Source organism: Altererythrobacter xiamenensis, assembly GCF_900177715.1.
Classification (GTDB): Bacteria; Pseudomonadota; Alphaproteobacteria; order Sphingomonadales; family Sphingomonadaceae; genus Erythrobacter; species Erythrobacter xiamenensis.
Genome location: NZ_FXWG01000003.1, coordinates 386,797 through 412,593, shown reverse-complemented (window position 1 = coordinate 412,593; position 25,797 = coordinate 386,797). Strand labels below are relative to the sequence as shown.

27 protein-coding genes and 1 tRNA gene are annotated in these 25,797 nt (G+C 60.5%); 16 read left to right on the top strand and 12 right to left on the bottom strand.

Going from position 1 to position 25,797, the window contains the following annotated elements; genetic code table 11:
- Positions 1–140: 140 nt before the first annotated feature.
- Both CCE89_RS12585 and CCE89_RS12580 read left to right on the top strand, forming a co-directional pair.
- Complete coding sequence (locus tag CCE89_RS12585; RefSeq protein WP_159456657.1) at positions 141–1,451, top strand: FecR domain-containing protein; 1,311 nt, start codon at positions 141–143, stop codon at positions 1,449–1,451.
- Between the two features lie 52 nt (positions 1,452–1,503).
- Entirely contained in the window at positions 1,504–3,675 is a 2,172-nt protein-coding gene (locus CCE89_RS12580; protein ID WP_086438404.1) for a CHASE2 domain-containing protein, read from the top strand.
- Here the strand turns inward: CCE89_RS12580 and CCE89_RS12575 are convergent.
- Together CCE89_RS12575 and CCE89_RS12570 are read right to left on the bottom strand one after the other, a co-directional pair.
- Positions 3,661–4,206: a hypothetical protein gene (locus CCE89_RS12575; protein ID WP_086438403.1), complete on the bottom strand. Its 546-nt coding sequence runs from the start codon at positions 4,204–4,206 to the stop codon at positions 3,661–3,663. The two genes, CCE89_RS12580 and CCE89_RS12575, sit on opposite strands and share 15 nt — an antisense overlap.
- Positions 4,207–4,239: 33 nt before the next feature.
- Positions 4,240–4,983, bottom strand: coding sequence for a response regulator transcription factor (locus CCE89_RS12570; RefSeq protein WP_086438402.1), 744 nt, complete (start codon positions 4,981–4,983; stop codon positions 4,240–4,242).
- Positions 4,984–5,193: 210 nt separating this feature from the next.
- Between CCE89_RS12570 and CCE89_RS12565 the strand changes: the two genes are divergently transcribed.
- Positions 5,194–5,316: an entericidin A/B family lipoprotein gene (locus tag CCE89_RS12565; protein WP_086438401.1), complete on the top strand. Its 123-nt coding sequence runs from the start codon at positions 5,194–5,196 to the stop codon at positions 5,314–5,316.
- Between the two features lie 6 nt (positions 5,317–5,322).
- On the opposite strand, the gene CCE89_RS12560 is transcribed toward CCE89_RS12565, so the two are convergent.
- Positions 5,323–5,775, bottom strand: coding sequence for a DUF3429 domain-containing protein (locus tag CCE89_RS12560; protein ID WP_086438400.1), 453 nt, complete (start codon positions 5,773–5,775; stop codon positions 5,323–5,325).
- Positions 5,776–5,862: 87 nt separating this feature from the next.
- On the opposite strand from CCE89_RS12560, the gene CCE89_RS12555 reads away from it, so the two are divergent.
- The 5 genes from CCE89_RS12555 (at position 5,863) to CCE89_RS12535 (ending at position 9,668) form a co-directional block, all read left to right on the top strand.
- On the top strand, positions 5,863–6,636 hold the full coding sequence (locus tag CCE89_RS12555; RefSeq protein WP_086438399.1) for an SDR family NAD(P)-dependent oxidoreductase: 774 nt from the start codon (positions 5,863–5,865) through the stop codon (positions 6,634–6,636).
- 115 nt (positions 6,637–6,751) lie between these two features.
- Positions 6,752–6,934 (top strand): YqaE/Pmp3 family membrane protein, encoded by a 183-nt coding sequence (locus CCE89_RS12550; protein WP_268762250.1) that lies wholly within the window; start codon positions 6,752–6,754, stop codon positions 6,932–6,934.
- Between the two features lie 82 nt (positions 6,935–7,016).
- On the top strand, positions 7,017–8,378 hold the full coding sequence (locus CCE89_RS12545; RefSeq protein WP_086438398.1) for an ABC1 kinase family protein: 1,362 nt from the start codon (positions 7,017–7,019) through the stop codon (positions 8,376–8,378).
- 10 nt (positions 8,379–8,388) lie between these two features.
- Positions 8,389–8,862: a low molecular weight protein-tyrosine-phosphatase gene (locus CCE89_RS12540; protein WP_086438397.1), complete on the top strand. Its 474-nt coding sequence runs from the start codon at positions 8,389–8,391 to the stop codon at positions 8,860–8,862.
- A gap of 2 nt (positions 8,863–8,864) precedes the next feature.
- A complete protein-coding gene (locus tag CCE89_RS12535; protein ID WP_234990073.1) occupies positions 8,865–9,668 on the top strand; it encodes a fructosamine kinase family protein in 804 nt (267 codons plus the stop codon).
- A 40-nt stretch (positions 9,669–9,708) separates the two neighbouring features.
- Here the strand turns inward: CCE89_RS12535 and recG are convergent, their stop codons facing one another.
- Entirely contained in the window at positions 9,709–11,784 is a 2,076-nt protein-coding gene (gene recG / locus CCE89_RS12530) for an ATP-dependent DNA helicase RecG (RefSeq protein WP_086438396.1), read from the bottom strand.
- Positions 11,785–11,962: 178 nt separating this feature from the next.
- Between recG and CCE89_RS12525 the strand changes: the two genes are divergently transcribed.
- The 3 genes from CCE89_RS12525 to mfd all read left to right on the top strand — a co-directional run bounded on the left by CCE89_RS12525 (position 11,963) and on the right by mfd (position 16,276).
- On the top strand, positions 11,963–12,391 hold the full coding sequence (locus tag CCE89_RS12525; protein WP_143256044.1) for a hypothetical protein: 429 nt from the start codon (positions 11,963–11,965) through the stop codon (positions 12,389–12,391).
- A gap of 78 nt (positions 12,392–12,469) precedes the next feature.
- Positions 12,470–12,748: an FAD assembly factor SdhE gene (locus CCE89_RS12520; RefSeq protein ID WP_086438394.1), complete on the top strand. Its 279-nt coding sequence runs from the start codon at positions 12,470–12,472 to the stop codon at positions 12,746–12,748.
- A 36-nt stretch (positions 12,749–12,784) separates the two neighbouring features.
- A complete protein-coding gene (gene mfd, locus CCE89_RS12515; protein WP_086438393.1) occupies positions 12,785–16,276 on the top strand; it encodes a transcription-repair coupling factor in 3,492 nt (1,163 codons plus the stop codon).
- A gap of 12 nt (positions 16,277–16,288) precedes the next feature.
- On the opposite strand, the gene CCE89_RS12510 is transcribed toward mfd, so the two are convergent.
- The gene (locus tag CCE89_RS12510; protein ID WP_086438392.1) at positions 16,289–17,104 is read right to left on the bottom strand and encodes an EAL domain-containing protein; all 816 of its coding nucleotides are present in this window, start codon (positions 17,102–17,104) and stop codon (positions 16,289–16,291) included.
- A 146-nt stretch (positions 17,105–17,250) separates the two neighbouring features.
- Between CCE89_RS12510 and CCE89_RS12505 the strand changes: the two genes are divergently transcribed.
- The 3 genes from CCE89_RS12505 (at position 17,251) to CCE89_RS12495 (ending at position 18,808) form a co-directional block, all read left to right on the top strand.
- A complete protein-coding gene (locus tag CCE89_RS12505) occupies positions 17,251–18,039 on the top strand; it encodes an NAD kinase (RefSeq protein ID WP_086438391.1) in 789 nt (262 codons plus the stop codon).
- Between the two features lie 76 nt (positions 18,040–18,115).
- Positions 18,116–18,190: transfer RNA gene (locus CCE89_RS12500), tRNA-Asn, on the top strand.
- A 144-nt stretch (positions 18,191–18,334) separates the two neighbouring features.
- Positions 18,335–18,808, top strand: coding sequence for a hypothetical protein (locus CCE89_RS12495; protein ID WP_086438390.1), 474 nt, complete (start codon positions 18,335–18,337; stop codon positions 18,806–18,808).
- A gap of 111 nt (positions 18,809–18,919) precedes the next feature.
- On the opposite strand, the gene CCE89_RS15190 is transcribed toward CCE89_RS12495, so the two are convergent.
- Complete coding sequence (locus CCE89_RS15190; RefSeq protein WP_143256043.1) at positions 18,920–19,384, bottom strand: hypothetical protein; 465 nt, start codon at positions 19,382–19,384, stop codon at positions 18,920–18,922.
- A 100-nt stretch (positions 19,385–19,484) separates the two neighbouring features.
- Positions 19,485–20,051, bottom strand: coding sequence for a hypothetical protein (locus CCE89_RS12485; RefSeq protein WP_143256042.1), 567 nt, complete (start codon positions 20,049–20,051; stop codon positions 19,485–19,487).
- A 145-nt stretch (positions 20,052–20,196) separates the two neighbouring features.
- Here CCE89_RS12485 and CCE89_RS12480 point away from each other — a divergent pair, with 145 nt between their 5' ends.
- Both CCE89_RS12480 and CCE89_RS12475 read left to right on the top strand, forming a co-directional pair.
- Positions 20,197–20,541, top strand: a complete 345-nt coding sequence (locus CCE89_RS12480; RefSeq protein ID WP_086438387.1) for a thermonuclease family protein — start codon at positions 20,197–20,199, stop codon at positions 20,539–20,541.
- Positions 20,531–20,833 carry a hypothetical protein gene (locus CCE89_RS12475; RefSeq protein ID WP_159456656.1) on the top strand — a complete coding sequence of 101 codons (303 nt, stop codon included), beginning with the start codon at positions 20,531–20,533 and terminating at the stop codon, positions 20,831–20,833. The genes CCE89_RS12480 and CCE89_RS12475 overlap by 11 nt, the downstream gene beginning before the upstream one ends.
- Positions 20,834–21,994: 1,161 nt before the next feature.
- Here the strand turns inward: CCE89_RS12475 and CCE89_RS12465 are convergent.
- From CCE89_RS12465 to CCE89_RS12445, 5 genes are all read right to left on the bottom strand, one after another.
- Positions 21,995–23,305: a phage major capsid protein gene (locus CCE89_RS12465; RefSeq protein WP_086438384.1), complete on the bottom strand. Its 1,311-nt coding sequence runs from the start codon at positions 23,303–23,305 to the stop codon at positions 21,995–21,997.
- A gap of 138 nt (positions 23,306–23,443) precedes the next feature.
- A complete protein-coding gene (locus CCE89_RS12460) occupies positions 23,444–23,674 on the bottom strand; it encodes a hypothetical protein (protein ID WP_086438383.1) in 231 nt (76 codons plus the stop codon).
- A gap of 372 nt (positions 23,675–24,046) precedes the next feature.
- A complete protein-coding gene (locus CCE89_RS12455; protein WP_159456655.1) occupies positions 24,047–25,198 on the bottom strand; it encodes an AAA family ATPase in 1,152 nt (383 codons plus the stop codon).
- Positions 25,198–25,509 carry a hypothetical protein gene (locus tag CCE89_RS12450; RefSeq protein WP_086438381.1) on the bottom strand — a complete coding sequence of 104 codons (312 nt, stop codon included), beginning with the start codon at positions 25,507–25,509 and terminating at the stop codon, positions 25,198–25,200. The genes CCE89_RS12455 and CCE89_RS12450 overlap by 1 nt, the downstream gene beginning before the upstream one ends.
- The gene (locus tag CCE89_RS12445; RefSeq protein WP_086438380.1) at positions 25,506–25,706 is read right to left on the bottom strand and encodes a hypothetical protein; all 201 of its coding nucleotides are present in this window, start codon (positions 25,704–25,706) and stop codon (positions 25,506–25,508) included. The genes CCE89_RS12450 and CCE89_RS12445 overlap by 4 nt, the downstream gene beginning before the upstream one ends.
- Between the last annotated feature and the right edge of the window lie 91 nt (positions 25,707–25,797).

The following is a 25,797-nucleotide window of genomic DNA, read 5'->3' as shown; positions in this document are numbered from 1 at the left end:
GGCAGCATGAGCCACGATGGTGCCCCTTGTTCGCTCATCCGTGGCGGGATGGCGTTATTCGACGAATAGCGGTATTCCGTGGGGGCTGATGAGCGACAAGGGGCATTTGCAAGAGGATGCAATCAATCGACAAGCCACTGATGCTGCGGCCTCGTATCCCGGCCGCTATCATTCTTGCTTTGGGCGCGCTCTCACTGGCGCAGACCGGTCCGGCGCAAGCCCAGTCGAGTAACCAATCTGACGACATCACCTATCGTGTGGAGCCCGGCGACACGCTTTATGACTTGAGGCGCGAATACCTGCTCGGTGCAAACGCCGCCGCAGCCATCGCGCGCTACAACCGCATTCGCAACCCGCGCCGCATCCCGATTGGCAAGGAACTGCGCCTGCCGCGCGACCTTCTCGCCTACAAGCCGGCTCGCCTGAGAGTGCGCAGCTTTTCCGGCCCGGTCGAAATCGACGGCGCCGTGCCGCAGCCGGGTGCGGAAATCGCGGAAGGTGCGCTCGTCACGACCGGTGCACGCGGTTTCATCAGCTTCGTATCAGATGCCGGATCGAGCATTTCGCTGCCGTCCAACTCGCGCGCACGACTTGACCGCGCACGGATCTACAAGCTGCGCGATCTGCGCGACATTTCCTTCACCATCCTCGACGGGCGCGGTGAAGTGACCGTGCCGAGCCTGAAGGAAGGCGAGCGCTTCGACACCGGCACGCCGATTGCAGTCACCGCCGTGCGCGGCACCACCTTCCGTGTCGCGCATGACGGACAGTCAGAACGCAGCCTCACCGAAGTGGTCGAAGGCAAGGTCTCGGTCGCAAACGAGGCGGGCGAAACTCTCGCTACCGAAGGCTTCGGCCTTGCCGCTACACAGAGCGGCCCGGGCACGCCCGAAGAACTGCTCTCCGCGGTCGACGTCGAAGACGCGGGCCGCGTACAGACCGGCGAAATTGTCGAGTTCGTGCTAGCCCCGCCGCAGGGTGCCGTTGCCAGCCGTACGCAGATCGCGCGCGATGCGGGCTTTCTCGAAATCGTCGCCGAAGAAATCGGCAGTGATCAGCAAGCCGATTTCGCCGACCTCGAGAACGGTCGCTATTTCGTCCGTTCGCGCGCAATCGCTGAGTCGGGCCTCGAAGGTTTTGCCGAAGTTTACAGCTTCCGCCGCAAGCGGCTCGGCGTATCGGCCTCGGTCGAGGAATCCGAGCTTGACGACGCCTTCAAGTTCGCGTGGTTGCCCGAGGGAGAAGGCAGCGTGCTTTATGCATTCCAGCTCTGGCGCGAAGGCGACCAGGACAGGATGCTGGTCGACGAACTCGCCCCCGCCGGTGGCAGCCTGCTTCTCTCGGGCCTCGAACCCGGAACATATATCTGGCGTGTCGCGGCGATGCAGGCCGATGAAGGCGACTGGCTCAAGGTCTGGGGCCCCGAGCAGCGTCTCAACGTGAGCGAATAGGTGCGAGCCTCGCGGCAATGCTTCCGCGCAAGATTATCCTGATCGGCGAACGATGAAGAAACGCCTTTTCCTGGAATGGATCCTGCTGCTTGCAGTCGGCATGCTGCTCGCCTTTGCGATGACCTCGACCCGGTTCACCCAGCGGCTCGATGCGCTCATGCTCGATAGGTCTGCCGCCTTGGGTCGCAGCGCTCCAGACACCGACATCGCAATCGTCGCCATCGACGATGATAGCCTTTCCCAAATCGGCGCCTGGCCCTGGTCGCGAGAAAGCCACGCTGCTTTGATCCAAGCGCTCTCCGATGCCGGTGCACGCCAGATCTACTATGATATCCTGTTCATGGAGCCGACGAGCCCGGAGGCCGACGGCGACCTCGCAGACGCTGTCGGCAATGCAGGCAATGTCGTCCTCCCGATGAGCTTTGCGCCTGCGCCCAACAGGATCACGGGCGCGGTCGCCGCCCTGCCCCTCCCCGCGCTGGTCGAACAGGCGCAAGCGGTCGGTCATGTTGCCGCGACGCCCGATACGGACGGAGTGTTGCGGCGCTTCGACCTTGAACGCAGCACCGCCACAGGCGACACCTATCCGCACTTCGTTGCCGCAGGGCTCGGCGGGCAGACCGACAGGGACTGGCCAGACGCTCCCGTCATCTCTGCGCATTCTGCGGGCACCTATCCGACCGTTTCTGCCGCTGCAGTCATCGCTGGTGAAGTGCCACGCAGCTTATTCGAAGGGCGCGACGTTCTGGTGGGCGCAACGGCGCAGGGCATGGGCGATCGCTATCCGGTAGCCGCCGGTTCCGCCGTCCTCATGCCAGGGGTGGAGGCGCAAGCAAACCTGCTCGACGCGCTGCGAAACGGGACCTATTTGCGAGAGGCGCAATGGGCCTGGTCCGCCGCACTCGCAGCGCTTGCCCTGATCCTGCAGTTCCTCGTCTTCTGGAAACTTCCTGCCCGCACGGCGCTCTACGCGACCATCGCAATTGCTCTGGGCAGCCTTGCGTTAAGCGCGCTGCTTGTCCCTCTTGCCGGGTTCTGGGTAGCTCCCGCTACCGCCGTCATCCTCGTGGGCTTCGCCTATCCCTTCTGGAGCTGGCGACGCCTCACTGCGGTCAGCTCCTATCTCGAACGCGAGGCTGCAAGGCTCGAACAGCGGGCCGATATCCGTGAGACCGGTGAAGGTTTCGACATCATCGCACGGCAAGTATCCCGTGTCAGGTCACTGGTGGGGCACGTCAACCGAAGCTTTGCTTTCTTGCGCAGCGTAATCGAAGCCGCACCCGATGCGATCGTGGTGTTCGACGAGACCGGCAAGAGCGCGATGGCCAACCGGCGCTTCCTCGAAATCATGCCCGATTTCGCCGATAATGAGGATGTTCCCTTCGCTACATTTCTCGACCGGAGCGGCGCGCAGTTCGACGATCCTGCAGGCGAACTGGTGCTCGCCGACGGTCGGACATTCCTCGTCGCCTCCCGCCAGTTCGAAATGCAGAACCGCGAGGGTTCCTGGGACATCATGGCGCTGCGCGACGTGACGGAGGCGCGCGAGCGCGAGCAGGAATGGCGCGAGATGCTCGAGTTTCTTTCTCATGACATGCGCACGCCGCAGGTTGCGATCATCGGGCTCGCGGATCGCGTCGATGGCGAGCGCAAACCCGACAGCATTGGTCAACGCATCCGGCTGCAGGCGGAAAAGACGCTCAAGCTGGCGGACGATTTCGTCCAGCTTGCACGCCTCAACGAAGCCGAACTGGAGTGCGAGGAAACCGATCTTGCTGCGCTTGCCGACGAGGCCTGCGATGCTGCCTATTCACAGGCGCGGCGCAAGAATATCTCGGTCCGGACCGAATATGCGCCCGAAGAGCATTTCGCCGTCCAGGCCGATCCATCGCTCATCGCCCGGCTGCTCGACAATCTGGTAGGCAATGCGATCAAATACTCGCCCGAGGGCAGCGCGGTGCTGGTTGCGCTCGAACCATCGGGCGACGACGCGATTCAATTGAGCGTATCCGATAGTGGCCCCGGCCTTCCGCCAGAGCGCATGGCCTCCCCGTTCGACAGATTTGGCTCGAGAGCGACCCAGGGAGCGATCAGCTCCGGGCTCGGCCTGTCCTTCGTCAAAAGGGTGGTCGATCGCCACAAGGGCACGGTGACCGTCGGAAGCAGCGAGGAAGGTGGAACGCGGTTTCGCGTCATCCTCCCGCGAGGATCAGTTCCGGGGTAGCGCGCCCTTGCTCTGAGCGTCGGCAATCAGCGCCTCCGCCAATTGCCGCACCTGCCCATCGGTGGCCGCGCAGGTGTCCATATCTCCCGTACCGCGATAGGCGACCGTGCCGCTGGCGCGGTCAACCAGCAACAGGCCAGCACGCAGCCGCGTCACATCGCAGCCGTCGAACAGCTTCGATTTGCGCTCGTCGGACTGCCAGGTGACGTCCGTAGCGCCCGGTTGAAGCGGATCGGCAATGCCGGTTTCCGCATCGCGCTGGGAAATGGAATATTCGAGGATCAGCGGCGCGTTATCAACGATGCCGACGGTGTTGTCTTGCAAGGATTTGCGTAAAGCCGCCGCGAAGGTCGCCCTCGTCCCGTCTTCACTATCTTCCCGTGCCATGGCAACGGCGCCCTGCGCTGCCACCGGCTCTGCTGTCGAAGATAGCGTGATATCGGAAGGCACCGTGCAGGATGGTAACGTCAATGCCGCAAACAGCACCCCAAGTTTCGGGATCATCCTATTGCCCGATGCGATTCCGATCATACGCGCCAATCCCTCCCGCAATCTGTGCGGCGGTCAGCTATCTTCGTCGGAATACTGATCCATGCGATAACCAAAGCCGAACACCGTCCGGATAGCGAAGCCGTTGTGCGGTCGCAAATCAAGTTTCGACCGGATACGAGACACATGCATGTCGAGCGTGCGCGTCGCCACATCGGCGGCCCCGCCCCACACGCTCGTGTAGATGTAAGCGCGCGACATCGGGCGATCGAGATTGTCGAAGAACAGGCAGGCGAGCTGGTACTCCTTGCCCGTAAGCTTGATCGGATCGCCGTTCAGCCTGATGGCATTTTCGACCGTATCGATCTGATAGGCGCCGTAATCGAGAATCCGCTCACGACGCGGTGAGCCGCCATTGCGCCGCGCAGCCGCCTCGATCCGGGCGATCACGACGTCCTCGCTCTCGGGCTTTACGATATAGTCGCTTGCGCCCCCTTCCAGCGCCTCGACTATGTCCGACTTGTCGGACCGGCTGGTGAGCAAGATGAAAGCTGGCGGGTGTTCGAGATTTTCGACACCCCAGCTGACGAGTTCGAAACCGGTTGCGCCCGGCATGTTCCAATCGACCAGCACCACGTCGTAGGTATCGCGCCGCAACGCGGTCATCAGATCGCGACCGTTGGAGAATTTCTCCACATTATACAAAGCATTGCGAAGACTTTGCGAAATGCTCTCGAGAATTTCCCGATCATCATCAGCCACAGCGACGCGTAATTGTCGCTTGCGGCTATGCCCCAAGATTTCCGAACCATCAGTCATGAAATGGCCATATTGTAAAAAGACCCCCAATGACCATGCCAAGACCCTCAATTGGCCGAAGAATTTGCAATAATTTACATTTGGCCGAGAGCCGGAAGTGGCGGGTTTCTACTTCACCTGGAGATCGAGCGTTCTGCACCCTTGGCAATCTAGCAGAAAGGTTGCAGATGCTAGCTATAGCTTTTCGACATTGCAGATAGGGACCGTCCCATGCGCCGCCTTACGATTGCCTCGCTCCTCGTTTTCTCGCTTGCCCTTTCCGCCTGCAACACGGTTCGCGGGCTGGGTCAGGATCTCGAATCCGTCGCGAATGCCGGTGACGAAGTTACCTGAGACACCTCAGACGCGCTGAAGCGCGACTATTCCCAGTAAGATCGTCAGTACGCCAAGGCCCACCGAAAGGTGGATGCGGAGGCGCATGAATGCGCTGCCGCTCAGGTCGAGGCGGCGGTCGATCAGTGGCGAAATCCCGATAAACAGGCCGAGCCAAAGCAGCGATGGACCCGGCCAGGCGTAGCCGAGCGTCCAGGGCAAGAATAGCGCGAGCGCAATAAGGCTAGGCAGAACTGCCGCAACAAATGTGCCCGCACCCACTCTTTCCGCTGCGAGCGCCTGACCCCACCATACTCCGCCCAGGAAGCTGAAGATCAGCGCGCCGTAGGCAAACCCGCCGGCAAGAGCGACGAAACCCCACTCATTGCTGGAAAGAGAGAGCAGCAGCGCGAGGGCTTGCGGTAACAGACCCGCATAGCCGAGCCAGCGCGCTTCCGGAGGCAGGGATTGTTCGGTCATGCCTTGTGAATAGCCGTTGTGCGCAAGAGTTCCTCCTGATCAAAACACGACTTGCTGAGCGCCATAGCTTACGGCAGTTTGCAGCGCATGGAACTCTTTGATCTTACAGGTCACGTATCGGTCGTGACAGGCGGCAATGGCGGACTTGGGCTTGGCATGGCGCGGGGGCTGGCGAAAGCCGGGTCCAGCGTCGCCATCTGGGGGCGTAACGAGGAAAAAAACCGTGCTGCGGTGGACGAACTCAATGCCTTGGGAAAAGGAAAAGCTGCAGCGATCAACTGCGACGTTGCCGACGAAGGGCAGATCGAGGCTGCGATGGCCGCGACTCTCGAACATTTCGGTAAGGTCGATTGCTGTTTCGCCAATGCCGGAATTGGCGGAACTGGCCTCGCTATTCCCGACATGACGGAAGATGCCTGGCAGCGGGTCATGACGGTCAACACGGAAGGGACCGCCCTCACCTACAAGCATGTCACGCGCCACATGATCGAGCGCGGGCCGAACGAATTTGGCGGCGGCAAGTTGATCGCAACCTCATCGGGCCAGTCGATCATGGGGGTCAACCGAAGCTCCAACTATGCTGCGTCGAAGGCAGCAGTGAACGGCCTGACGCGTGGTGCTGCATTCGAACTCGCGCGTTACAATATTACCGCAAACGCCCTGCTTTTCGGCTATTACGAGACCGATCTTACCGCGCAGGCCGATCCGAAGTTTGCCGAGTGGATGTCGAAGCGAATTCCGCTGCGCCGCCCTGGCGATCATGAGGGACTGGAAGGCCTCGCGGTATTTTTCGCCTCGCGCTACAGCGATTATATTACCGGCCAGTGCCTGCCGGTCGATGGCGGGCTCTGCATCAGTTGATCCGCCGAAAGGTTCCCGAAAATCTTTCGGAACTTCAGGCGCGCGCGGTCAGTTGATTTGTCAAAGGCAGGCGCAATTGTGCGTCGTGCAACAGACAATCGAAGGACCCCCGATCATGATGGCAATCATCACCCTTATCGCCACTATCCTCGTTCCGCCGCTGGGCGTTGCGCTGAAGCACGGCCTCGACCGCGATTTCTGGATCAACCTGATCCTCACGCTGCTGATGTTCGTACCTGGCCTGATCCACGGTATCTACGTCAACTACCTGCGTGGCGGTGGTCGCGCGATCGCCTAACGACGCGGCAAACCGAACAACACGGCGGCGAGCTCTCCCTTCGAGAGTTCGCCGTTCGTCTTTGAGGTGCTAGGGAAGCGCGATGAGCGAGCAATCTGACGAACCAGCGGACCCTTTTGCCGACGACCGTCGCCGCCAGCGCAGCGTTCCGAGTGGACGCCTCTCCCGATTGGCTGGCTTCGGCGGACTGGCGGCAGGTGTCGCGGGATCCGTCATCGGAGGAGGCGCGAGGAGACTTGCTGCAGGTGAACGGCCACGTCTCGAAGAACTCATCCTGACGCCTGGCAATGCGAAACGGCTGACGGACCGGCTCTCGCATCTGCGCGGTGCTGCCATGAAGCTGGGGCAGATGATCAGCATGGACGCGGGCGATTTCCTGCCCGCGGAACTCTCCGACATCCTCGCCGCCTTGCGCGACCGCGCGCATTTCATGCCTGCCCGCCAATTGGACAAGGTTCTTGCCGCAGAATGGGGCAAGGATTGGCGCCGCCAGTTCCGCTGGTTCAATCCGCGTCCGATCGCCGCCGCTTCCATCGGGCAAGTGCACAAGGCAATGACCCGCGATGGGGAAGAACTGGCGATCAAGGTCCAGTACCCCGGCGTCGCCGACAGTATCGATGCCGATGTCGACAATGTCGCTGCGCTGCTCCGGATATCGGGATTGCTGCCGGATGAGCTCGACATCGCTCCCTTGCTCGGTGCCGCCAAGGAGCAATTGAAGGAAGAAGCGGACTACATCCGCGAAGGCGATCAGATGCGCCTCTATGCGGAGCGGCTGAAAGGCGAAGACGGCTTCGTCATTCCGCGCCTTCATGAAGAGCTGACTCGCCCTCGCATCCTCGCCATGAGCTTCGAGGAAGGCGTACCGATCGAAGTGCTGGGCGAGGAAGACCAGGCGCTTAAGGATACCACGTTCGAGCGCCTGATCCACCTCGTCGCGCGCGAGCTGTTCGAGTTCGGGGTGATGCAGACCGATCCCAATTTCGCCAACTACCGTTTCCGCCGCTCCGACGGGGCAATCATTCTGCTCGACTTTGGCGCGACCCGCGCAGTCGCTCCGGACGTGCAAGGCAGCTATCGCCGATTGCTGCAGGCAGGCCTCGACGCCGATGCCGAGCGCGTCCGCGAAGAAGCGGTGGCGGCAGGCTTCATCAGCCCTGTCGTGATAGAGCGTCACCCGGAACGCGTTGACCGCATGATTGCGATCATCATTGGCGAAATGAGCCGCGACGCGCCGTTCGACTTCGGTGACCGATCCTTCGTCCCGTTACTGCGCGACGAAGGCATGGCGATCGCGAGGGACCGCGCAGCGTGGCACCTCCCGCCCGCCGAGACGTTGTTCGTTCAGCGCAAGGTGAGCGGTACGGCCCTCATGGGAGCGCGGATCGGCGCCGTGGTGAACATCAGGCGCGTCGTCGAAGAAACTCTGGAGAAAACCGCATGAGGCCCGTCGCATGAGCCAAAAAGCCGTCCTTTTCGTCTGTCTCGGCAATATCTGCCGCTCGCCTCTCGCCGAAGCCGCCTTTCGTGCCGCTGCTGACGAACACGGGCTGGATGTTCACATCGATAGTGCAGGCACCGCCGCCTATCATGTCGATGCGCCGCCCGACCCGCGATCGGTCGAAACAGCCCGCGGGCAAGGGATCGACATCACTCATTACCGCGGCCGCCAGATCGTGGCCGAGGATTTTGCACGCTTCGACTACATCTTCGCCATGGATCACCAGAACCTGCGCAATATCCGTGCGATCGAGCCTGCCGACAGCAAGGCGCAAGTGCTGCTGCTGATGGACCTGGTGAAAGGGCGCGAAGGCGCTGCAATCGCCGATCCCTATTATGACGGCGAGGACCAGTTCGATGTGACCTGGGCCGATGTGAACGCCGCCGCGCAGGCTCTGGTGGCCGTGCTGGTGGCCGAGCAGGAGTGACATTGAACGGCGCCGACCTGAACTTTGCGATCGGGCGCGCACTCGGCTCGGAAGTCTCCGGATCAGAACGTCTCGCTGGCAGAGACATATCGGGCGCGACCCGCCTCGAACTGGCCGATGGCCGCAAAATTGTCGCCAAGTCCGGCCCACTCGTATCGGTAGAGGCGGACATGCTTCGCGCGATGGCGGAAACCGGGGCGCCGGTGCCTGGCGTTCTGGCGAATGAAGGCGATTGGCTGGCGATGGACTATGTCGCGCCGGCGGGCTGCGCCGATAAGTGGAGCGCCCTAGCCTCGACCTTGAGGACGCTTCATCAACCGACGGACCACCCCTACGGCTGGGATGCGGATTATGCCTTTGGTCCGGTCTCAATCGAGAATGACCGAAGTGAGACGTGGTCCGCGTTCTGGGCCGAGCGACGCCTGCTGTCGCATTGCCCTCACATCGATACCGGGCTTGCCAGCCGCCTTGAGCATTTGTGCGAGGGTATCGACAGTCTCCTGCCAGAGAAACCGCTCGCCGCCCTGCTCCATGGCGATCTGTGGGGCGGCAATATCGTCTGGACGCGCGACACCGCATTCCTGATCGATCCGGCGAGCTATTACGGGGACCGAGAGGTCGATCTCGCCATGCTCACGCTGTTCGATCATCCGCCCGAGAGCTTCTTCGATACGCTTGGACTCGATACCGGTTGGCGGGAGCGGCAGCCGCTCTACCGCCTCTGGCCCTGGCTGGTCCATCTGCGGCTTTTCGGAGACAGCTATCGTGTTCCGGTCGAACGTGAATTGTCGGCGCTAGGCTACTGATATTGCGCGCTTCAATGGCTCCTGCGGTTCAAGGTCAAACCTAGCCGCCGCGCAACAGCTGTACGCCCCAGTCGCGTTCGAACAGGTATAGCAGGTAGCGCGCGGCCTCGCCCCTTTCCGACGCTAAACCGCCGTCTCGATCCATCAACAGGCGTGCATCGTCATGCGCTGCAGGCAAGAGCCGGGTGATTTGCTCAAGATTGGCGACATTGAACGGCGTGTCGCCCGATTGCCGCGTGCCGAGCAGTTCGCCCCCGCCGCGCAGCTCGAGATCCTCCTCGGCGATGCGAAACCCGTCCTGCGTCTCGCGCATCAGGGCGAGCCGCTTGCGGCCCGTCTCGCTCAGCGCTGAACCGCGCAACAGGAGGCACACGCTCTTCTCGCTGCCCCGCCCCACGCGTCCACGCAATTGGTGTAGCTGGGCGAGGCCGAAACGTTCGGCCTGTTCGATCACCATCAGCGTCGCGGCGGGCACATCCACCCCGACCTCGATTACCGTGGTCGCGACGAGCAGCTTCGCCTGTCCGCTGGCGAAGCGCTCCATCGCTGCGTCCTTCGCCTCCGGCTTGAGCTGGCCATGGACCAGCACGACGTCATCGCCGAAACGCTCCTTGAGCATGGCATAGCGTTCTTCCGCGGCGGCGATATCGGCGGTTTCGTTGTCTCGCACCATCGGGCAGACCCAATAGGCCTGCTGTCCCCCACCCTTTTCATTGGCGCCGATGTGTCGGGCGACCCCCGCTACCACGTCTTCCATCCGGTCCTGCGAAACAACCACAGTGTCTATCGGCTGGCGGCCCGGCGGCATTTCGTCGAGACGACTGACATCCATGTCGCCATATTGCGCGAGGGTCAGCGTGCGCGGGATCGGTGTCGCCGTCATCGCCAGCGTATGCGGCGCAGCCCGTCCCTTGCTCGCCAGTTGCAGGCGCTGTTGCACCCCGAAGCGATGCTGTTCGTCGATCACGACCAGCGCGAGATCCTTGTAACTCACGCTGTCCTGGAAGATCGCGTGGGTGCCGACGACGACATCAATCGAACCATCCATCAGCCCCATCAGGATGCTTTCGCGTGTCTTGCCCTTGTCGCGCCCCGTCAGCAGCGCGACTTCGATCCCTGTGGGCGCGGCCATCTGGCGCAGCGTCTCGTAGTGTTGCCGCGCGAGGATTTCTGTCGGCGCAAGCAGTGCCGCCTGTTTGCCCGCCTCATTCGCCATCAGCATGGCGTAGAGTGCGACCACGGTCTTACCCGCCCCGACGTCGCCCTGCAGCAGCCGCAGCATTGGCGCTTCCTGCGCAAGATCGCCTTCGATCTCCCGCACGGATCGCGCCTGCGCGCCGGTCAGCGAATAGGGCAACTGCAGCCTGTCACGAAGGTGTCCGTCACCATTCAGCGCCTGTCCCTTGCGCCGCCGGTTGTCGGCGCGCACCAGCATCAGCGCGAGCGAATTGGCGAGCAGTTCGTCATAGGCCAGCCGGTCGCGCGCGCCTTGATTCTCGCCCTTGTGCGCTAGGTGCAGCGCATCGCGCCAGTTCGGCCAGCCCTCCTTCTCGAACTGCCTCGGTTCGATCCATTCCGGCAATCCGGGGAGGCGCTCTAGCGCCTGTGCGACGAGCGCCGCGACACGCGGCTGCGTCAGCCCCTCCGACAGCGCATAGACCGGCTCGTTGAGCCGCCCCAGCGCATCTCCTCCCTCCTCCTCGACATGGTCGGGATGGACGATCTGCAGCATGTCGCCGTAGCGTTCGAGCTTGCCCGAAACCCAGCGCTTTTCCCCCACCGGCAGCAGCTTCTTCGCGGTGAAGGATGCGCGCCCGAAATAGGTCAGCGCGCAGATATTGCCCGCCGCATCCTGCGCCAGCACGCGATAGGGCCCGCGCTGGTTGCGGCTCGACCGGTATTCGGTCGGGGTGAGTGCAATGACGATCTGTTCGCCCTCGCTAGCCTCATCCAGATTGTCGACCACGCGCCGCGTCACGAAGCGTTCGGGCAGATGATAGGCGAGGTCGCGCACTCGCGTCAGCCCGAGCTTGTCGAGCGGCTTCTTGAGCTTGGGCCCCACGCCGTCCAGCGCGTCTGTCTCGACGAACAGCGGATTGAGAGCTTCAGGGCGCATAAGGGGTGCTCTACCCCCAATGAACCATGTTGCGAAGCACCCCCCTCCCCTTGCCAGTGGAATGAATCAGGCGTCTAATCCGCGGCAGGCGACACTTGGGGGGAAAGGTCGCATCCTCACCGCAGTGATACAGCCAGATCCGCACGGGTCGCGGCAACAACCACTGAGGGGACTGATTATGTTGAGGAAAACTGCACTGGCAATCTCGGCGACTGCATTCATGCTGACCGCCGCACCGGCATTCGCGCAGGACGAGGAAGAAGAGGCCCGGACGACCTACCGCATCGAATTCCTGAAGTTCAAACCCGGTGCGGCCGAACGTTGGAACGAGATGGGCGAGAAATACTGGGGACCCGCGACCGACAAAGCCGGCATGCCGCAACCCACCATTCACTGGATGATGGCTGGCCCGTGGGACATCATGATGGTCATGGAAATGCCGCGCGGCCTGGAGATGCTGGACTCGCATAACCCGCCGGAACGCGCCGCCTTCCGCAAGGCCTTTGCCGAAATTGCCGGAGGCGAAGAAGCGGCCAAGAAGCTGATGGACGAGGATGGCGGCCTGATCGCCAATTCCATGGTGACCTACAGCCACACGCATCCCTGATCGCAGCTCGCCCTTGATCGCGAGGGCATGATCGGACAGAGGGGCGCTACTTCTCCGCAAGAATGGCGCCCCTTTTCCATGCCCGAGTCCCTCACTTTCGAAGCCCGCCTCGCCCGCGCGAAATTCCGCGCCTGGCATCGCGGCACGCGTGAAGCAGACTATATCTTCGGTGGCTTCTTCGATCGCTACTCGGCCGATTGGGAGGGCGAACAGCTCGCCTGGTTCGAGCGTCTGCTCGACGAGGAGGACGTCGATGTCATGGCTTGGGCGATGAAGACGGCCCCGGTCCCTCCGCACTTCCAAGGCCCGATGATCGAAGCCATGCAGCGTCTCGACTACGTCGATATCCCGCGCTAGCGGAACGCAGCCCGCGCCCGCGGATTTGAACAGAACATGCCCGACCTATCCCGCATTCTTTCGGCCAAGGCGCCGCTGACGCTTTCCTCGGTCGCACGCGGCGCACAGCCGCTGGTGATGAGCGACCTTGCCCGCGCATCGAAGGCGCGCGCAGTGTTCATCGCGCCCGACGAAGCGGCGATGCGCTCTGTCGCCGACGCGGCGCAATTCTTCGCGCCGGAACTGGAAGTCATCGAGTTTCCGGCGTGGGACTGCCTGCCCTACGACCGCGCCAGCCCCGCGCTCTCGGTCAGCGCGAAGCGACTGTCCGCGCTGTTCCGCCTTCAGGCGAGCAATACCGGCTCGCAATTGCTGGTGACGACGGTCAACGCGCTGACCCAGCGCGTCCTCACGCCCTTCCGAATCCGCGAGAGTGTGCGCCAGTTCAAACAGGGCACCGAAATCGGCCATGAAAGCCTCGCCGCGCTGCTGCAGCGTCAAGGCTATTCGCGCACCGACACGGTGGTCGATCACGGCGAATACGCACTCCGGGGCTCGATCGTGGACATCTTCCCCTCGAGCCTCGATCAGGGGCTGCGGCTCGATTTCTTCGGGGACGAGCTCGAAAGCCTGCGGCTGTTCGATCCGAACACGCAGATGAGCACGGGCAGGCTCGACGAGCACCTGCTGTTGCCCGCTTCGGAGGCCTTGCTCGACGAGGAAACGATCAAGCGGTTCCGCAGCCGATATCGCGAAAAGTTCGGCGCCGCGGCGACGCAGGATCCGCTCTACGAAGCGGTGAGCGAGGGCCGCCGTCTTGCCGGACTTGAACACTGGATGCCGCTGCTCGAAGAGCGGCTCGCGACGCTGTTCGACTATTTCGGCGATGACGATGTGGTGGTGATCGATGCTGCCGCACAGGCCGCGAGCGAGGAACGGTTCAAGGACGTCGCCGATTATCACCAGGCCCGGATGAAAGCCGCCGGACAGGCAGCAGGCAGCTATCGCCCGCTGGCGGAAGACGCGCTCTATCTGGGCGCGGAGGAAATGGCTGGCCTGCTTGAACAGCACACCGCCCATCGCACGGTAATCTTCGCCGAGCCCGAAAGCGATCGCGTGGTGGATTTCGGGTTCAGTTCTGCGCGCGACTTCGCACCCGAACGGGCGCGCGGCGACAATGTCTACGAAGCCGCCGCCAAGCATCTCTCGGCGCTTTCCAAGGCAGGCAAGCGGCCACTGATCGCCGCCTATTCGACCGGTAGCCGCGCGCGCATCGCCTCGATCCTGTCGGAAGCGGGTGCCGATACCCAGCTTGCCGAGAGCTGGCAGGATGCGCTCGGCAAGTCCGTTAAGGGCCGGCCCACCGCGATGGTCCTGCCGCTCGAAACCGGCTTCGCCAATGACGAAATGGAGCTGCTGACCGAGCAGGACATTCTCGGCGACCGGCTCGTCCGCCGCAAGAAACGCCGCAAGGATTCGGACGCGTTTCTGGCCGAGTTGCAGGCCCTCAATCGCGGCGACCTGGTGGTTCATGTCGAGCACGGCATCGGCAAGTATCTGGGCCTCGAGCCGGTGCCTGTCGGCAAGAGCCAGCACGACTGCGTCATGCTTGAATACAAGGGCGGCGACAAACTCTACATTCCGGTCGAGAATATCGACGTCCTGTCGCGCTACGGCAGTAGCGAAGAGGCGGTCATGCTCGACCGGCTCGGCGGCGAGGCATGGCAGAAGCGCCGCGCCCGCCTTAAAGAGCGTATCCGAGAGATCGCGGGCGAACTGATGCAGGTCGCAGCCGAACGCGCGCTGAAGAAGGCGCCGGTGCTTGAGGCCGAAGATGGCCCCTATAACCAGTTCGTCGAGAAGTTTCCCTGGGACGAAACCGACGATCAGGACCGCGCGATCGAAGACGTGTTGCGCGATCTCGAAAGCGGCCGTCCGATGGACCGGCTCGTCTGCGGCGATGTCGGCTTCGGCAAGACCGAGGTCGCACTACGCGCTGCCTTCGTGGCGGCGATGAACGGCCAGCAGGTCGCGGTTGTCGCCCCAACCACGCTCCTTGCCCGCCAGCACTACACCAATTTCACCGAGCGTTTCGCCGGTTTCCCGCTCAAGATCGGGCGCCTTTCACGCCTCGTCCCTTCCAAGGAAATGACAGAAACGCGCGAGGCCCTGGAAAAGGGCGATATCGACATCGTGATCGGCACCCACGCAATCCTCTCGAAATCGACCAAGTTCCGCGATCTGGGGCTCGTTATCGTCGATGAGGAACAGCGCTTCGGCGTGACGCACAAGGAGAAGCTCAAGCAGCTTCGCGCCGACGTCCATGTCCTGACGCTGACCGCGACACCGATCCCGCGTACCTTGCAGATGGCGATGTCGGGCCTGCGCGAGCTATCCACCATCCAGACCCCGCCGGTCGACCGCCTCGCCGTGCGAACCTATGTGATGGAATGGGACGACATGGTGATGCGCGAGGCCCTACTGCGCGAACATCATCGCGGCGGCCAGAGCTTCATCGTCGTGCCGCGTATCTCCGACATGGCCGAAGTCGAAGACTGGCTCCACGAGAATGTGCCGGAGGTGAAATACATCGCCGCACACGGGCAGATGTCGCCAGGCGAAGTGGAAGAACGCATGAGCGCATTCTACGACCGCAAGTACGACGTCCTGCTCTCGACCACCATCGTCGAATCCGGCCTCGATATTCCGAGCGCGAATACGATCATCATTCACCGTGCCGACCGCTTCGGCCTTGCCCAGCTTTACCAGCTGCGCGGCCGCGTGGGCCGTTCGAAACTGCGTGCCTATGCCTACCTTACCTACGGCAAGGACGTGCAGCTTTCGGAAGTCGCCGAAAAGCGGCTTAAGGTGCTGGGCGATCTCGACAGCCTCGGCGCCGGTTTCCAGCTCGCCAGTCACGACCTCGACATTCGCGGCGCCGGCAATCTGCTGGGCGACGAACAATCGGGTCATATCCGCGAGGTCGGTTTCGAACTCTACCAGTCGATGCTGGAGGATGCGATCCTCGCCGCCAAGGCTGGCGCGGCAGGGCTCGAAGCCAAGCCGGAAACGGTCAGCCCGCAGATCACCGTCGATGCACCGATCATGATCCCCGAGGACTACGTGCCCGATCTCGCCGTCCGCATGGCGCTCTACCGACGCCTCAACGATGCGCAGGACAAGGCCGAGATCGAGGCGATGGCTGCAGAGATGATCGACCGCTTCGGCCCACTACCCGATGCGACGCAGAACCTCGTCCGCCTGATCGAGATCAAGCACCAGGCGATTACCGCCAATATCGCGAAGATCGATGTCGGTGCGCGCGGCACGCTCGTCACCTTCCACAATGACGATTTCCCTGATGGCCCGGGCCTGATCGCCTATGTCGACAGGCTGCAGGGTACGGCGAAGCTACGTCCGGACATGAAGCTGGTGATCAACCGCGCCTGGGGCGACCCGAAGAGCCGCCTCAACGGGCTATTCCAGCTGACCAAAGGGCTCTCGGGCATTGTCAGGAAGGCGAAGAAGCGAGAAAAGCAAGCGGCCTAAGGCGGTTCCAAGCTAGGCCGCGTCGCCCAGCATTTGCAGCAAGGCGTTGCTCCGCATCGGTGCCGCGCGCAGGAAACCCTGCCAATAGGCGCAGCCTTCGCTGACGATGACGTCGCGCTGGCCATCGGTCTCGACCCCCTCGGCAACCACGTCCAACCCAAGCGCATGTGCCATCGTTACGATGGCGCGGAGGACTGCAAGATCGCGTTCGTCTTCACAGATGCCCTGCACCATCACCCGGTCGAGCTTGAGCGCGTCGAGTGGCAATAATTTGAGATAGTGGAAGTTGCAGAATCCCGCGCCGAAATCGTCGAGCGCCACGCGCATCCCCGTCTTCTTGAGCGCGGCCAATGCTTCTGCCGCCGTGTCGAGATCGCCAAGCAGGACGTCCTCGGTAATCTCCATTGTCAGCCGCTTGGGCGACATGGAAGACCGCCCGATCAGCGAGGCAAACTCGCGCGCGAACTCCGCATCGGCGATTTCCTCAGGCGTGACGTTGAGCGACAGCGTGAGATGTTGCGGCCAATGGCACGCCTGCTCCAGCGCCTGCGCTACGACATGGCGCGAAAGCGGCGCGACTAGCCGCGCCTTCTCGGCAATGTTGAACAGGTCGCGAGCACCGATCTCGCCGAGCGTCGGATGCTGCCAGCGCGCCAGCGCCTCGGCCCCGATCAGTTCCTCACTTGCGCTCGAGAACTGCGGTTGGAACAGCACCTCGATCTCGCCCTGGCCGAACGCTTTGACCAGCTCGCTTTCCAGCGATCGAGCGAGTGCGGATGGCAGACCGCCATCGCGCATCGATCGAAACGGGGGCTTCGTATAAGCCATGCTTGCTGCATCTCACATTCTGCGAGCGGGTTAAATGTAACATATCGTAATCGTGGCGAATTGCGCCTGCGATTTGTGATGCGTTGAAAAATGGCACAGCTACCCATAGGGTCGCGCTAGCGCGCCGCGCCACGGGAGGGGCCGAATTGTCCGAGAAGACCAATTATTCGAAGCTTGCCCTGCTCGCTTCCGATACCGAACGCGCTCAGGAAGCGCGTGAGGCGCTCGCTGCTCAGCATGATTGGGTCGATATCGACGAGGCCGATGCAGTCATCGTGCTCGGCGGCGACGGATTCATGCTCCAGACATTGCATTCAATGCTCGACAGCGGGCGAATCCTGCCGGTTTACGGAATGAATGTGGGCACCGTGGGATTTCTCATGAATCGCCACCGGAACGGCGCGACCATCGACAAGCGCCTCCAGAAAGCGCGGGCGGTGGCCATCGCTCCCCTGCACATGCGTGCAATCACGCAGGCCGGAACCACCTGTGAGTGGAATGCGATCAACGAAGTCTCACTCCTGCGTGAAACGCGCCAGACCGCGAAGATCGAGGTCTCCGTGGACGACAAGGTCCGGATAGACGAACTCGTTTGCGACGGGGTACTGCTGTCCACGCCCGCTGGCTCGACCGCCTACAATTTGTCGGCAAACGGGCCGATCCTGCCGCTAGATTCGAACCTGCTCGCGCTAACCCCGATCAGCGCGTTCCGCCCGCGCCGCTGGGGTGGTGCGATCCTGCCCGACCGCAGCCGGGTAAAGTTTCGCATTCTCGAACCGGCGAAGCGGCCGGTGCTGGCTGTCGCCGATCAAAAGGAACTGCGCGATATCGCCGAGGTTTCGCTCGAGATCGCGCGCGAATCGGAACTGACGCTGCTGTTCGACCCCGGCCATGCGCTCGATGAGCGTATCGTCGCGGAACAATTCGTTGTCTGAGGCGCGAAAAGCGGCGAAAACGGGGTTGCATTGGACGCGCGGCGACCATATAGGCTCGCCTCCGCCGTAAGGCTGCTCCCCGATAGCTCAGCGGTAGAGTAGGTGACTGTTAATCACTTGGTCGTTGGTTCGAATCCAACTCGGGGAGCCACTTTTCAAGCCCTTAGCTGATACCTGACTAGACGCTAGGTAGCGTATAGGTAACCTCCATGCCGTATTCTTGTGGATTGCGGCCCCACCCTATTTCCTTCCCTTGGGAAACGCGCACAAGGTGCGTTTTGAAAGAGGTGAGGCTATGTGGGAAACCCTTCTGATCGCGATAGTGGGCGGACTACTCGCAACTCTTGGCCAAGTTGCCACACCGATAGTCAATCACGTCCTATCGAAGAAGATCAAAAGTGAGGAGCGCAAGCGTGATCAGGCTTTGCAAGCGCTTGAAGCTTTGGCGGAACTGGACGCCTACGTCCAAGCCATGATCAATATAAACGCCTGGGGCCATGACATCGCACCGCCATCCAGCCCTGCGTGGAAGATTCGCACTACCGTGGGCATGCACTTTCCTGACCTAGACGCCGAGATTCTGCAGTTCAATTTGAGTCTTGTGGAGCTTGAGAAATGGACGATTGATGCTGGTTTGCGCCGTTTGCATGGCAAAATCGACCAAATTAAAGATGACTTTTTGTCAGCATATCAGCCGTGGTATCTAGCTCGAAACTCTCTTGAAGACCGCCTTGTGGGAATAGCCCGCGAGTGGGATGGGAAAGCTTAGGTTCAATCGGGACATTCTGTCCGACTTGATTTGCGCCCCTAATTTCGCTTCACCCCGCGAAGCTCATCCGCAGCCAGCTCTGAACCTTTGATGATGGCCCTTCCTCACGGATCACTTGTCAGCAATGAAGTTGCTGCCACATCGCAAGCAATACCATTGCTTATTCCAACGTTCTATTTCGGATCGATCTTGAGGCTCCAGATAAGACTGGAGCGCGATCACCGAAATGGGCACACCAATCAGGGCCACCATAAACCCGATTACAGCATTGTCGAAAATGCTGGGGAAGATAATTAGTCCAAATACCGTCGCGACGATGAGAAGCAAAACCCAGCGAATAGGCACTTCATACCTTGGTGGAGCATTGCTCGAACTGGCTCCGGTCTGACTGAAGCCAGAGGTTCGCCCTGCAGCAACGCCCACTCCCCCTGAGCCGATCAATCCACCTTTGGTTTCGGTGTGGATCTCACTAAGCCCTTCCTCCCAAACGACAGAACTTTTCCTAGTTTTGTTCGATCCGCAGTTAGGACAGGAATAGTCCTTTGGCCCACGATTGCTCTCTTCGCTTTCACCCATGATCACAACTCCCGCCGACCGCTCTCGCTTTGGGGTCTATCATTTCCAAGTCCGAAAATCTTTGGCTCTGCAGTAAGGTGCAACCAACTTAGATAATGAGCTATTCGGCCACTTCGTATGGGATCGGCTCATTGGTAAAAGCAGTGACGATCTGGCCCGGAAGCATAACTGCCGAGCGACCACTAATCACAATTGACCCGAGTAGCGCGCCAACCGTGTTGCCTCGACCTTCCTGGCGATACTGGCCGGTCATAGCGTAGGATTTGCCTTTCAAGCTCACGCTCTCGAACGCCACCTCAAACTTGCCAGATTTGCCACCGATTGCGCGCCCCGTCTTCCAAGGAATGTTAGCCCGAACGACTGAGCCGCGAGGTATGACAACGGTTCCGTTCTCAACCACATCGTCGACCACCACGAAAGCCACTCGCTGTCCTTCCTCTACTCGCTTGGAAGAAATCTCTTCGCGAGGTGTAACTGAAACGAGTGTGTTGGCAGGCATCATGTGCACTTTCGCCGGCTTGGCATCAGCTTCAGCCCGGGCCTCAACCTCGGCTTGCCGCTCCGATTGCATCTGTCCGATGTTGATGACCGCCTCGCGCGATTGCGCGAGCAATGTGGTGGGTGTCGCTGCGACCCAAAGTGCCATACAAAAAGAAAACGATTTCATAGTGCTCCCCTGAAGACTGGAGGGAAGATTTCTTGTGTTTCGGATGGAAGTCAATCTGTCCGAACGGTGCTACCCCTTTATAGCTTCATCAACTAAATGAGCCGATGTATTCTTGAATTGATGGTCACCAACAAAGAGGTTCCCCATGCTCTTTCTCGCCGCAGCGCTTTCAGCTTGTGTCGCTGTCGATGGCGACAGTCTCAACTGCAATGGAGAGCGCATCCGTCTTGTCGGAATAGATGCGCCGGAGTTCAATTGCCCTCGGAACCGGCAGTGCGTGGAGGGCGATCCACAGAACGCAAAAGACTACCTTGCTTCACATTTGCGCGGCAAACTCACCATCGAGCGTCTGGGAAAGGACAGATACGGGCGCACAATCGGCGCTGTCTATGCTGACGGCTACAATCTTTCCTGTGAGATGATACTTGAAGGCCACGCGGCATATGTGGCTCGCTGGGACAATGGAGGGATCGTTGCACGTGATTGTTAGAGCCAGCTTGATTGTTTCGTGCCTTCTGACGGCGGCCTGTTCAGATAGCGACCCCATGCGAAAGTATGAACTACGGGATGACCGGATTGCTGACGCTCTCTCCAACAATGATGAGGTGAGCAGCCTCGGCAACAAAGCTGTTTGGCTTGTCAAAACCTCATCCGCCGCGCCAAACGACCGCCTTTCGGCCTTCTTCGGATATATGGATAACTACGAGGCCTGTTTGGCAGTAGTAGAATTGTATAGCGAGAAATTCCCGAATGACAGTTATCGCTGTGAGGTAATAGCCTGACATTCACATTCACGATTAGCACTGAGCATTCGTGCTAGGCCTGTCGGTGTAGAGACCGTCCTCCAATTCCATTATTCTCGCGCCCCAGAACTTGGCAAATTCCCACAATGTTCTTTTACTTTAAAGTGTTCCCCATCTGGGTGATCGAATTTCGCAAGACTAACAGTATTAGCGCCGGATTTTCTCTGTTGGACAATCTCCGAAAAATCAGAGAGCATGCGATACGAATCAGGGGGATAACTATGCGGACACTCATTCTAGCAGTGGCATTTGTCTTCAGTGCCTCGGCTGTCGCTCAATCTGTGAAATCGACGGTCCAGACGTCGACCGGTATTGATGTGACATTGTACTCGGACGAGTTTGCCGACCGATATGAATACACCTCCCCTTCGGTAGAGATTCCTGGAACCCAAGGCATAGCTATGGTCGCATACATCAAAAGTGCTGGCACGGTGCGCGGTCCGGAGATCATCGGGTCGGTAGTCTACAGGGGAGAATGGCGACGCTATAACTCTGCCATCCTCCGGGGTGGCAAGGAATTGAGCGCCGACTTCGGCTCTCGTGACGTCATATCATGTCGCGGCTCTCGCTACAGCAGTGGCTGTCTATTGAGCGAACAATTCAGGGTGAGGCTTACGACCGAAGAGTGGGAAAGCGTGTTACAGAGCGGAAAGCTTGAGATGCAATTGAGAGCGTACAGCGGACCGGCTGTCATGGTTACAATTCCCGCGAGGCACTATCGTGCGCTCCTAGAGGCTGCGGGCCTGACCGCTGTAGAGCCTACTCCTGTTGCTCCGTCTGAATCGAAAGAGCCAACTGTTGACCAGCCAACGCCGCGCATAACTTGCCCCACTTGCAACTAATCTTGAGGTCCCACCTCATCTAATCGACCCGCAAAAAGAGGAAGTAGCGTAGGTGCCCCCTCTCACTAATTAGTTTAGCCTCCGCATTTACGTATATCCGCTTGAAATTAATGCGGCGGGCATCGGATGGAGTTGTGGACTAAGACGCCTTCTAATCAGCCCCCCAAGTTTTGAATTGCGGATGCGCGCGTTTCAGTTCCGCAGCGCCAGAATGAGAGGAAAGCGCTGAAGTTCAGACACCCCCCTCTCACCCGAAAGGCCCGGCGGCGAACCTTGCAAGAAAACCGCCGGGAATTGATTAGGCGGGCGGAATAATGCCCGCGAGTTCGCAGAAGGCCTTCGGCTGTGCGAGCTGAACGTCCATGCGAGCGTGCACCAGAATGCCGATCTGACCGCTGCCTGCGTAGAGCTGATCCAGAATGCGGATGTTGATGCTTTCGCGCATACCCAGGAACATCTGGCGATAGTCGCCGTAAACGATGCTCGAAGCGTCGTTAGCCGTGCCTTGCGTGTCATCGATCGGCGCTGCAGTCGTGGAAAGCAGCGGGATATTCGACACCATCGCAGGAACGCCGAGCGGGTTGTTGTCAGCGTCCTTCAGCTTGGCTAGCTCGCGCCCCGTTCGCGGATGATGAACTCCAGCGGTCGGGTTCGGCACGTTGTCAGCGTGTAGCTCATAGATCGCATCGATGAGATCATCGTAGCTTGTGAGAGCCGCGCCATTGGTCCCCATGCTCACGGTGTTGATCCCGACCGTATTGACCACGCCAGTCGGCTCATTGCTCGAACCGCTCCCCCAGATGGCTGCACGGTCCATTTCAAGAGCCATGGTCTGCGCAAGCGCGTTCTCGATCATCTCGCCCACGTTGAGGCTGTCAGCCATCAATTCACGCGAAACCTTCAAGATACCGGCAAGCGACTTGGCAGTGAGCGTCACCGCGCCAAAAGTCGGGTCGCCTTCCGCGATGCTCGCGTTTTCAGCGCGCCAGCCAATTGTCGGGTCGGTTTCGAGCCTCGCGATAGCTAGGGTCTGTGATTCCATCGGCACAGTGCGAGCGCCAGCGCGCACGGCCACGGACTGCGAGCGCAGCCGGTCGATAAACCAGGAGGCCAGCGGGGTCGGAACGGTGTAGCCACCTGCACTGTCAGTGCCTTCCGAAAGGGCGCGGCGCTCAGTGTCATTGCGAGCGCCTGTAATCATCGCGCGCACAGTGTCGCCAAGAGCATTACCACGCTGTCGCGTATCACTGAACCGGTCGGTGTTTTCCAGAACGCGGACCGCGTTCCCCTTTTCATCGACCCACTCGCCGCGCCCTTCACCGCCCCAAGCTCGGGCAAAGTCGCTAGCGCCGTCATCGGCACCACCGCAGCTGCCCTCGGAATGAGGGCGGCGACTTAGGCGCAAAGCTTCATCGGCTGCACTCAGCTGCTCTTCTTCAATGTCGAGCTTGTTCTCGTCGAGCGAGCGCATCGCTGCGTCATGCTTTCGTTCAAGCTCGCGAGCCTTTGAGGTGTCGGTTTCGCTTTCCAGTTCGCGCAAGATTTCGCGCGCCTCATCCCTCAGGGCGAGGCGGTCGCGTTCCAGTTCGATAAGTTTTGTGGTCTTCATGATCCGTCCTTGAATGTCGAGGGACGGAGCAAATGCGTAGCCAAGGCCGTCCCGTTATCAGTGGGCGGGGTATCAGCACCCCGTGGGCCTCGGCAGATCGCCGGATGTGTGTGGCGCTAGCATAGATTCTCGGCAAAGTCAATCTACGCCTATCTCGCCCAGGACTTGCTTCTCGCACTTATCAGCAACGTCTCGCAGGCGTTCGCAAGCCTCATAAGGTCCGATCTGGCGAGCGATGATTTCGGCCATCGCGGCTCCGGCCACGTTTGCCGCGTCGTCACGTTCAAAGCCGTAAGCCTCGAAAGCGTCCAGGACAGTCTGCGCCACGGCGCGGGTTGCTTCGACAAATTGAGCTTCGTTCAGTTTCATAGTTCACCTCTAGTGTTGCAATCGCCTCGCGCGCGCGCGCGAGAAGCGGTTTCGAGAAGATTTAGGTGTTAGATGTTTTGCGGACGTTCCCCGCCGCCATAGATCCCCATCGCTCCAGCGATCGGATGCACCCCCCCATGTTTTGAATTGCGGATGCGGTCTTTTCAGGCACGCACCGCCAGGAGGCCGGCCGAATTGAGAAAACGCGCGCACCCCCACCCATGCGCGCCTCCATCAAGTGAGGGCGCGGGCGGCACAGAGGCCGCGCCCGATATACCTTTAGGTATAGAGTGTGCGGGGGGTAGTTCGGGCGGATAGTTCGGGGATGATCGGGATCAGTGTTCGGGATTAGTTCGGGGAGCAGTTCGGGGGTCATGGTTTGACCTCCCGAATGATTGTTACGTCGCGCCCTTTTGCTGTGTTGCGATGCGTGTGTGTCTCAATCGCATTGATCGTGAAGAGCCGTTCCATCGCCCGGCGGAGCGCTTGGCGATCTAGGCCCTTGGCCTCGGTCATCCCTTCAAATTGAGTTGGCGCATAGTTTGGGCCAGGTGTCGCTCCGACATGCCGTCCATCACCTTGCTCGGCACGTTTCCTCAGACAGGCGAGAAAAGCCTCGTTCTCCGATGCGGCCCGCGATGCTTTCGCCAATTCCTCGGCGTAATCGTCGGGCATCTCGTCATCCAACCACAGGGAAAAGTCGTGCCAGCGAAACCTGATTTCGGTGTCAGAGCGCGCATAGTTCGCTTTGCCGACACGCAGCAGCCTTGCATCAGGATCAAGCGGGTCGGGCTTCTCGATAACCAGTTGAGAGCGCACAGCATTGAGCCATGCCGTCGAACCTGAATAGGTATCGCCCGACTTGTTTGGGTGCCCGACAAGCAGGACCGTTACCTTCAGCGAGTAGAGAAGGTTGATGAATGCAGTGACTTGGGCGCGGTCGTTCTCATTGCCTGTGAAAAGGTGAGCAACGTTATCGAGAACTACGAGATCAGAGCCGGTCGCATCGATTGTGTCTTTAAGCTCTTCAAACGTTCGGGTTGGCTCGATACGGCCTTGGCCATCGAACGTGGCCAACTCGTTATTGAGACGTCCCCTTACGCTCGAAAGGTGAACCTTGCCGACTAGCGATTGCGGGTCGATACCGAGGTTGGCGCACTGGCGCTCATGCACCCACTGCAGGCGGTCGAAGTCATCCTCCGCCGTCGCATAGATTGAGTTTCCAGGCTCAACATCCTCGCCCAGAAATGGAAGTCCTGCAGCGCGGCAAATTACAAGCTGGTGGCCCGCCGTCGATTTGTTCGAACCACCGGGACCATCGAGCTTGGCGACTTCGTCTTTCGCAATCCGCCCAGCCCACAGATGAGCTTTGGGCTTTGCCCTTGCGTTTGCCCAGCTGGCCAGATCAGCCAAGGGGAGCAAACTGTCACGCCCTAGGCTCTCAGGTGAAAGCGGCTCACGGTAGCTCTCAGCAAGGGCTTGCAGCCTCTCGCTCTCTTGCGCAGTAGCAGCAAAATCGCTCACTATACCGCCTCCGCAATCGGGATTTCGCCAGGACCAAACTGGGCGATGTTCTCCGCTTGAATGGCGGTAAGCATCAGCCGGTTGAACAAGCGGTTCAAATCCTCAAGTTCAGCCTCCTGCGCAGCCGCGTAGAGCCAATCTGTGGCCGCCTCGACGACGATCCAGGCTAGCTGCCGAGAAGCGCTGCACTCGGTTTTGGCGATCATCGCTGAAGCGGTGTTGCGCAGCGAGCGCATCCTGGCGCGCAAGGCATATTCCCGCTCTCCGATGTTCGGCAGGAAGGTTCGAATATCGTCCAGAGAAGCGTTCATTCTGGCCCTCCCACGTATTCGCAGGCATTGTTATGCGCGAAGATCAGCGCGTAGCGTAGCGCTTGCCACCAAGTATCCTGCACGATGAACGTCGCATCGCCCGGATTATCGAGCGGCATGATGAAGGCGCCCGGCTTGCCGGATTGCGTGTATGTCCAGCCAGTTTGGATATCGCCAAGGGTGCGAGTTTCAGCCATGCCGCACCTCCATTCTCCAACCCCAAAGCAGGGCCGAGAGGCGCGCGCGCATGGCCGCATTTGCTTGCAAAATTGGTCGATCTTGGGTAAG

Coding starts and splice junctions, on each gene's coding strand:
- CCE89_RS12585 (WP_159456657.1), top strand. CDS start 141: ATGCTGCGGCCTCGTATCCCGGCCGCTATCATTCTTGCTTTGGGCGCG.
- CCE89_RS12580 (WP_086438404.1), top strand. CDS start 1,504: ATGAAGAAACGCCTTTTCCTGGAATGGATCCTGCTGCTTGCAGTCGGC.
- CCE89_RS12575 (WP_086438403.1), bottom strand. CDS start 4,206: ATGATCGGAATCGCATCGGGCAATAGGATGATCCCGAAACTTGGGGTG.
- CCE89_RS12570 (WP_086438402.1), bottom strand. CDS start 4,983: ATGACTGATGGTTCGGAAATCTTGGGGCATAGCCGCAAGCGACAATTA.
- CCE89_RS12565 (WP_086438401.1), top strand. CDS start 5,194: ATGCGCCGCCTTACGATTGCCTCGCTCCTCGTTTTCTCGCTTGCCCTT.
- CCE89_RS12560 (WP_086438400.1), bottom strand. CDS start 5,775: ATGACCGAACAATCCCTGCCTCCGGAAGCGCGCTGGCTCGGCTATGCG.
- CCE89_RS12555 (WP_086438399.1), top strand. CDS start 5,863: ATGGAACTCTTTGATCTTACAGGTCACGTATCGGTCGTGACAGGCGGC.
- CCE89_RS12550 (WP_268762250.1), top strand. CDS start 6,752: ATGATGGCAATCATCACCCTTATCGCCACTATCCTCGTTCCGCCGCTG.
- CCE89_RS12545 (WP_086438398.1), top strand. CDS start 7,017: ATGAGCGAGCAATCTGACGAACCAGCGGACCCTTTTGCCGACGACCGT.
- CCE89_RS12540 (WP_086438397.1), top strand. CDS start 8,389: ATGAGCCAAAAAGCCGTCCTTTTCGTCTGTCTCGGCAATATCTGCCGC.
- recG (WP_086438396.1), bottom strand. CDS start 11,784: ATGCGCCCTGAAGCTCTCAATCCGCTGTTCGTCGAGACAGACGCGCTG.
- CCE89_RS12525 (WP_143256044.1), top strand. CDS start 11,963: ATGTTGAGGAAAACTGCACTGGCAATCTCGGCGACTGCATTCATGCTG.
- CCE89_RS12520 (WP_086438394.1), top strand. CDS start 12,470: ATGCCCGAGTCCCTCACTTTCGAAGCCCGCCTCGCCCGCGCGAAATTC.
- mfd (WP_086438393.1), top strand. CDS start 12,785: ATGCCCGACCTATCCCGCATTCTTTCGGCCAAGGCGCCGCTGACGCTT.
- CCE89_RS12510 (WP_086438392.1), bottom strand. CDS start 17,104: ATGGCTTATACGAAGCCCCCGTTTCGATCGATGCGCGATGGCGGTCTG.
- CCE89_RS12495 (WP_086438390.1), top strand. CDS start 18,335: ATGTGGGAAACCCTTCTGATCGCGATAGTGGGCGGACTACTCGCAACT.
- CCE89_RS15190 (WP_143256043.1), bottom strand. CDS start 19,384: ATGGGTGAAAGCGAAGAGAGCAATCGTGGGCCAAAGGACTATTCCTGT.
- CCE89_RS12485 (WP_143256042.1), bottom strand. CDS start 20,051: ATGAAATCGTTTTCTTTTTGTATGGCACTTTGGGTCGCAGCGACACCC.
- CCE89_RS12480 (WP_086438387.1), top strand. CDS start 20,197: ATGCTCTTTCTCGCCGCAGCGCTTTCAGCTTGTGTCGCTGTCGATGGC.
- CCE89_RS12465 (WP_086438384.1), bottom strand. CDS start 23,305: ATGAAGACCACAAAACTTATCGAACTGGAACGCGACCGCCTCGCCCTG.
- CCE89_RS12460 (WP_086438383.1), bottom strand. CDS start 23,674: ATGAAACTGAACGAAGCTCAATTTGTCGAAGCAACCCGCGCCGTGGCG.
- CCE89_RS12450 (WP_086438381.1), bottom strand. CDS start 25,509: ATGAACGCTTCTCTGGACGATATTCGAACCTTCCTGCCGAACATCGGA.
- CCE89_RS12445 (WP_086438380.1), bottom strand. CDS start 25,706: ATGGCTGAAACTCGCACCCTTGGCGATATCCAAACTGGCTGGACATAC.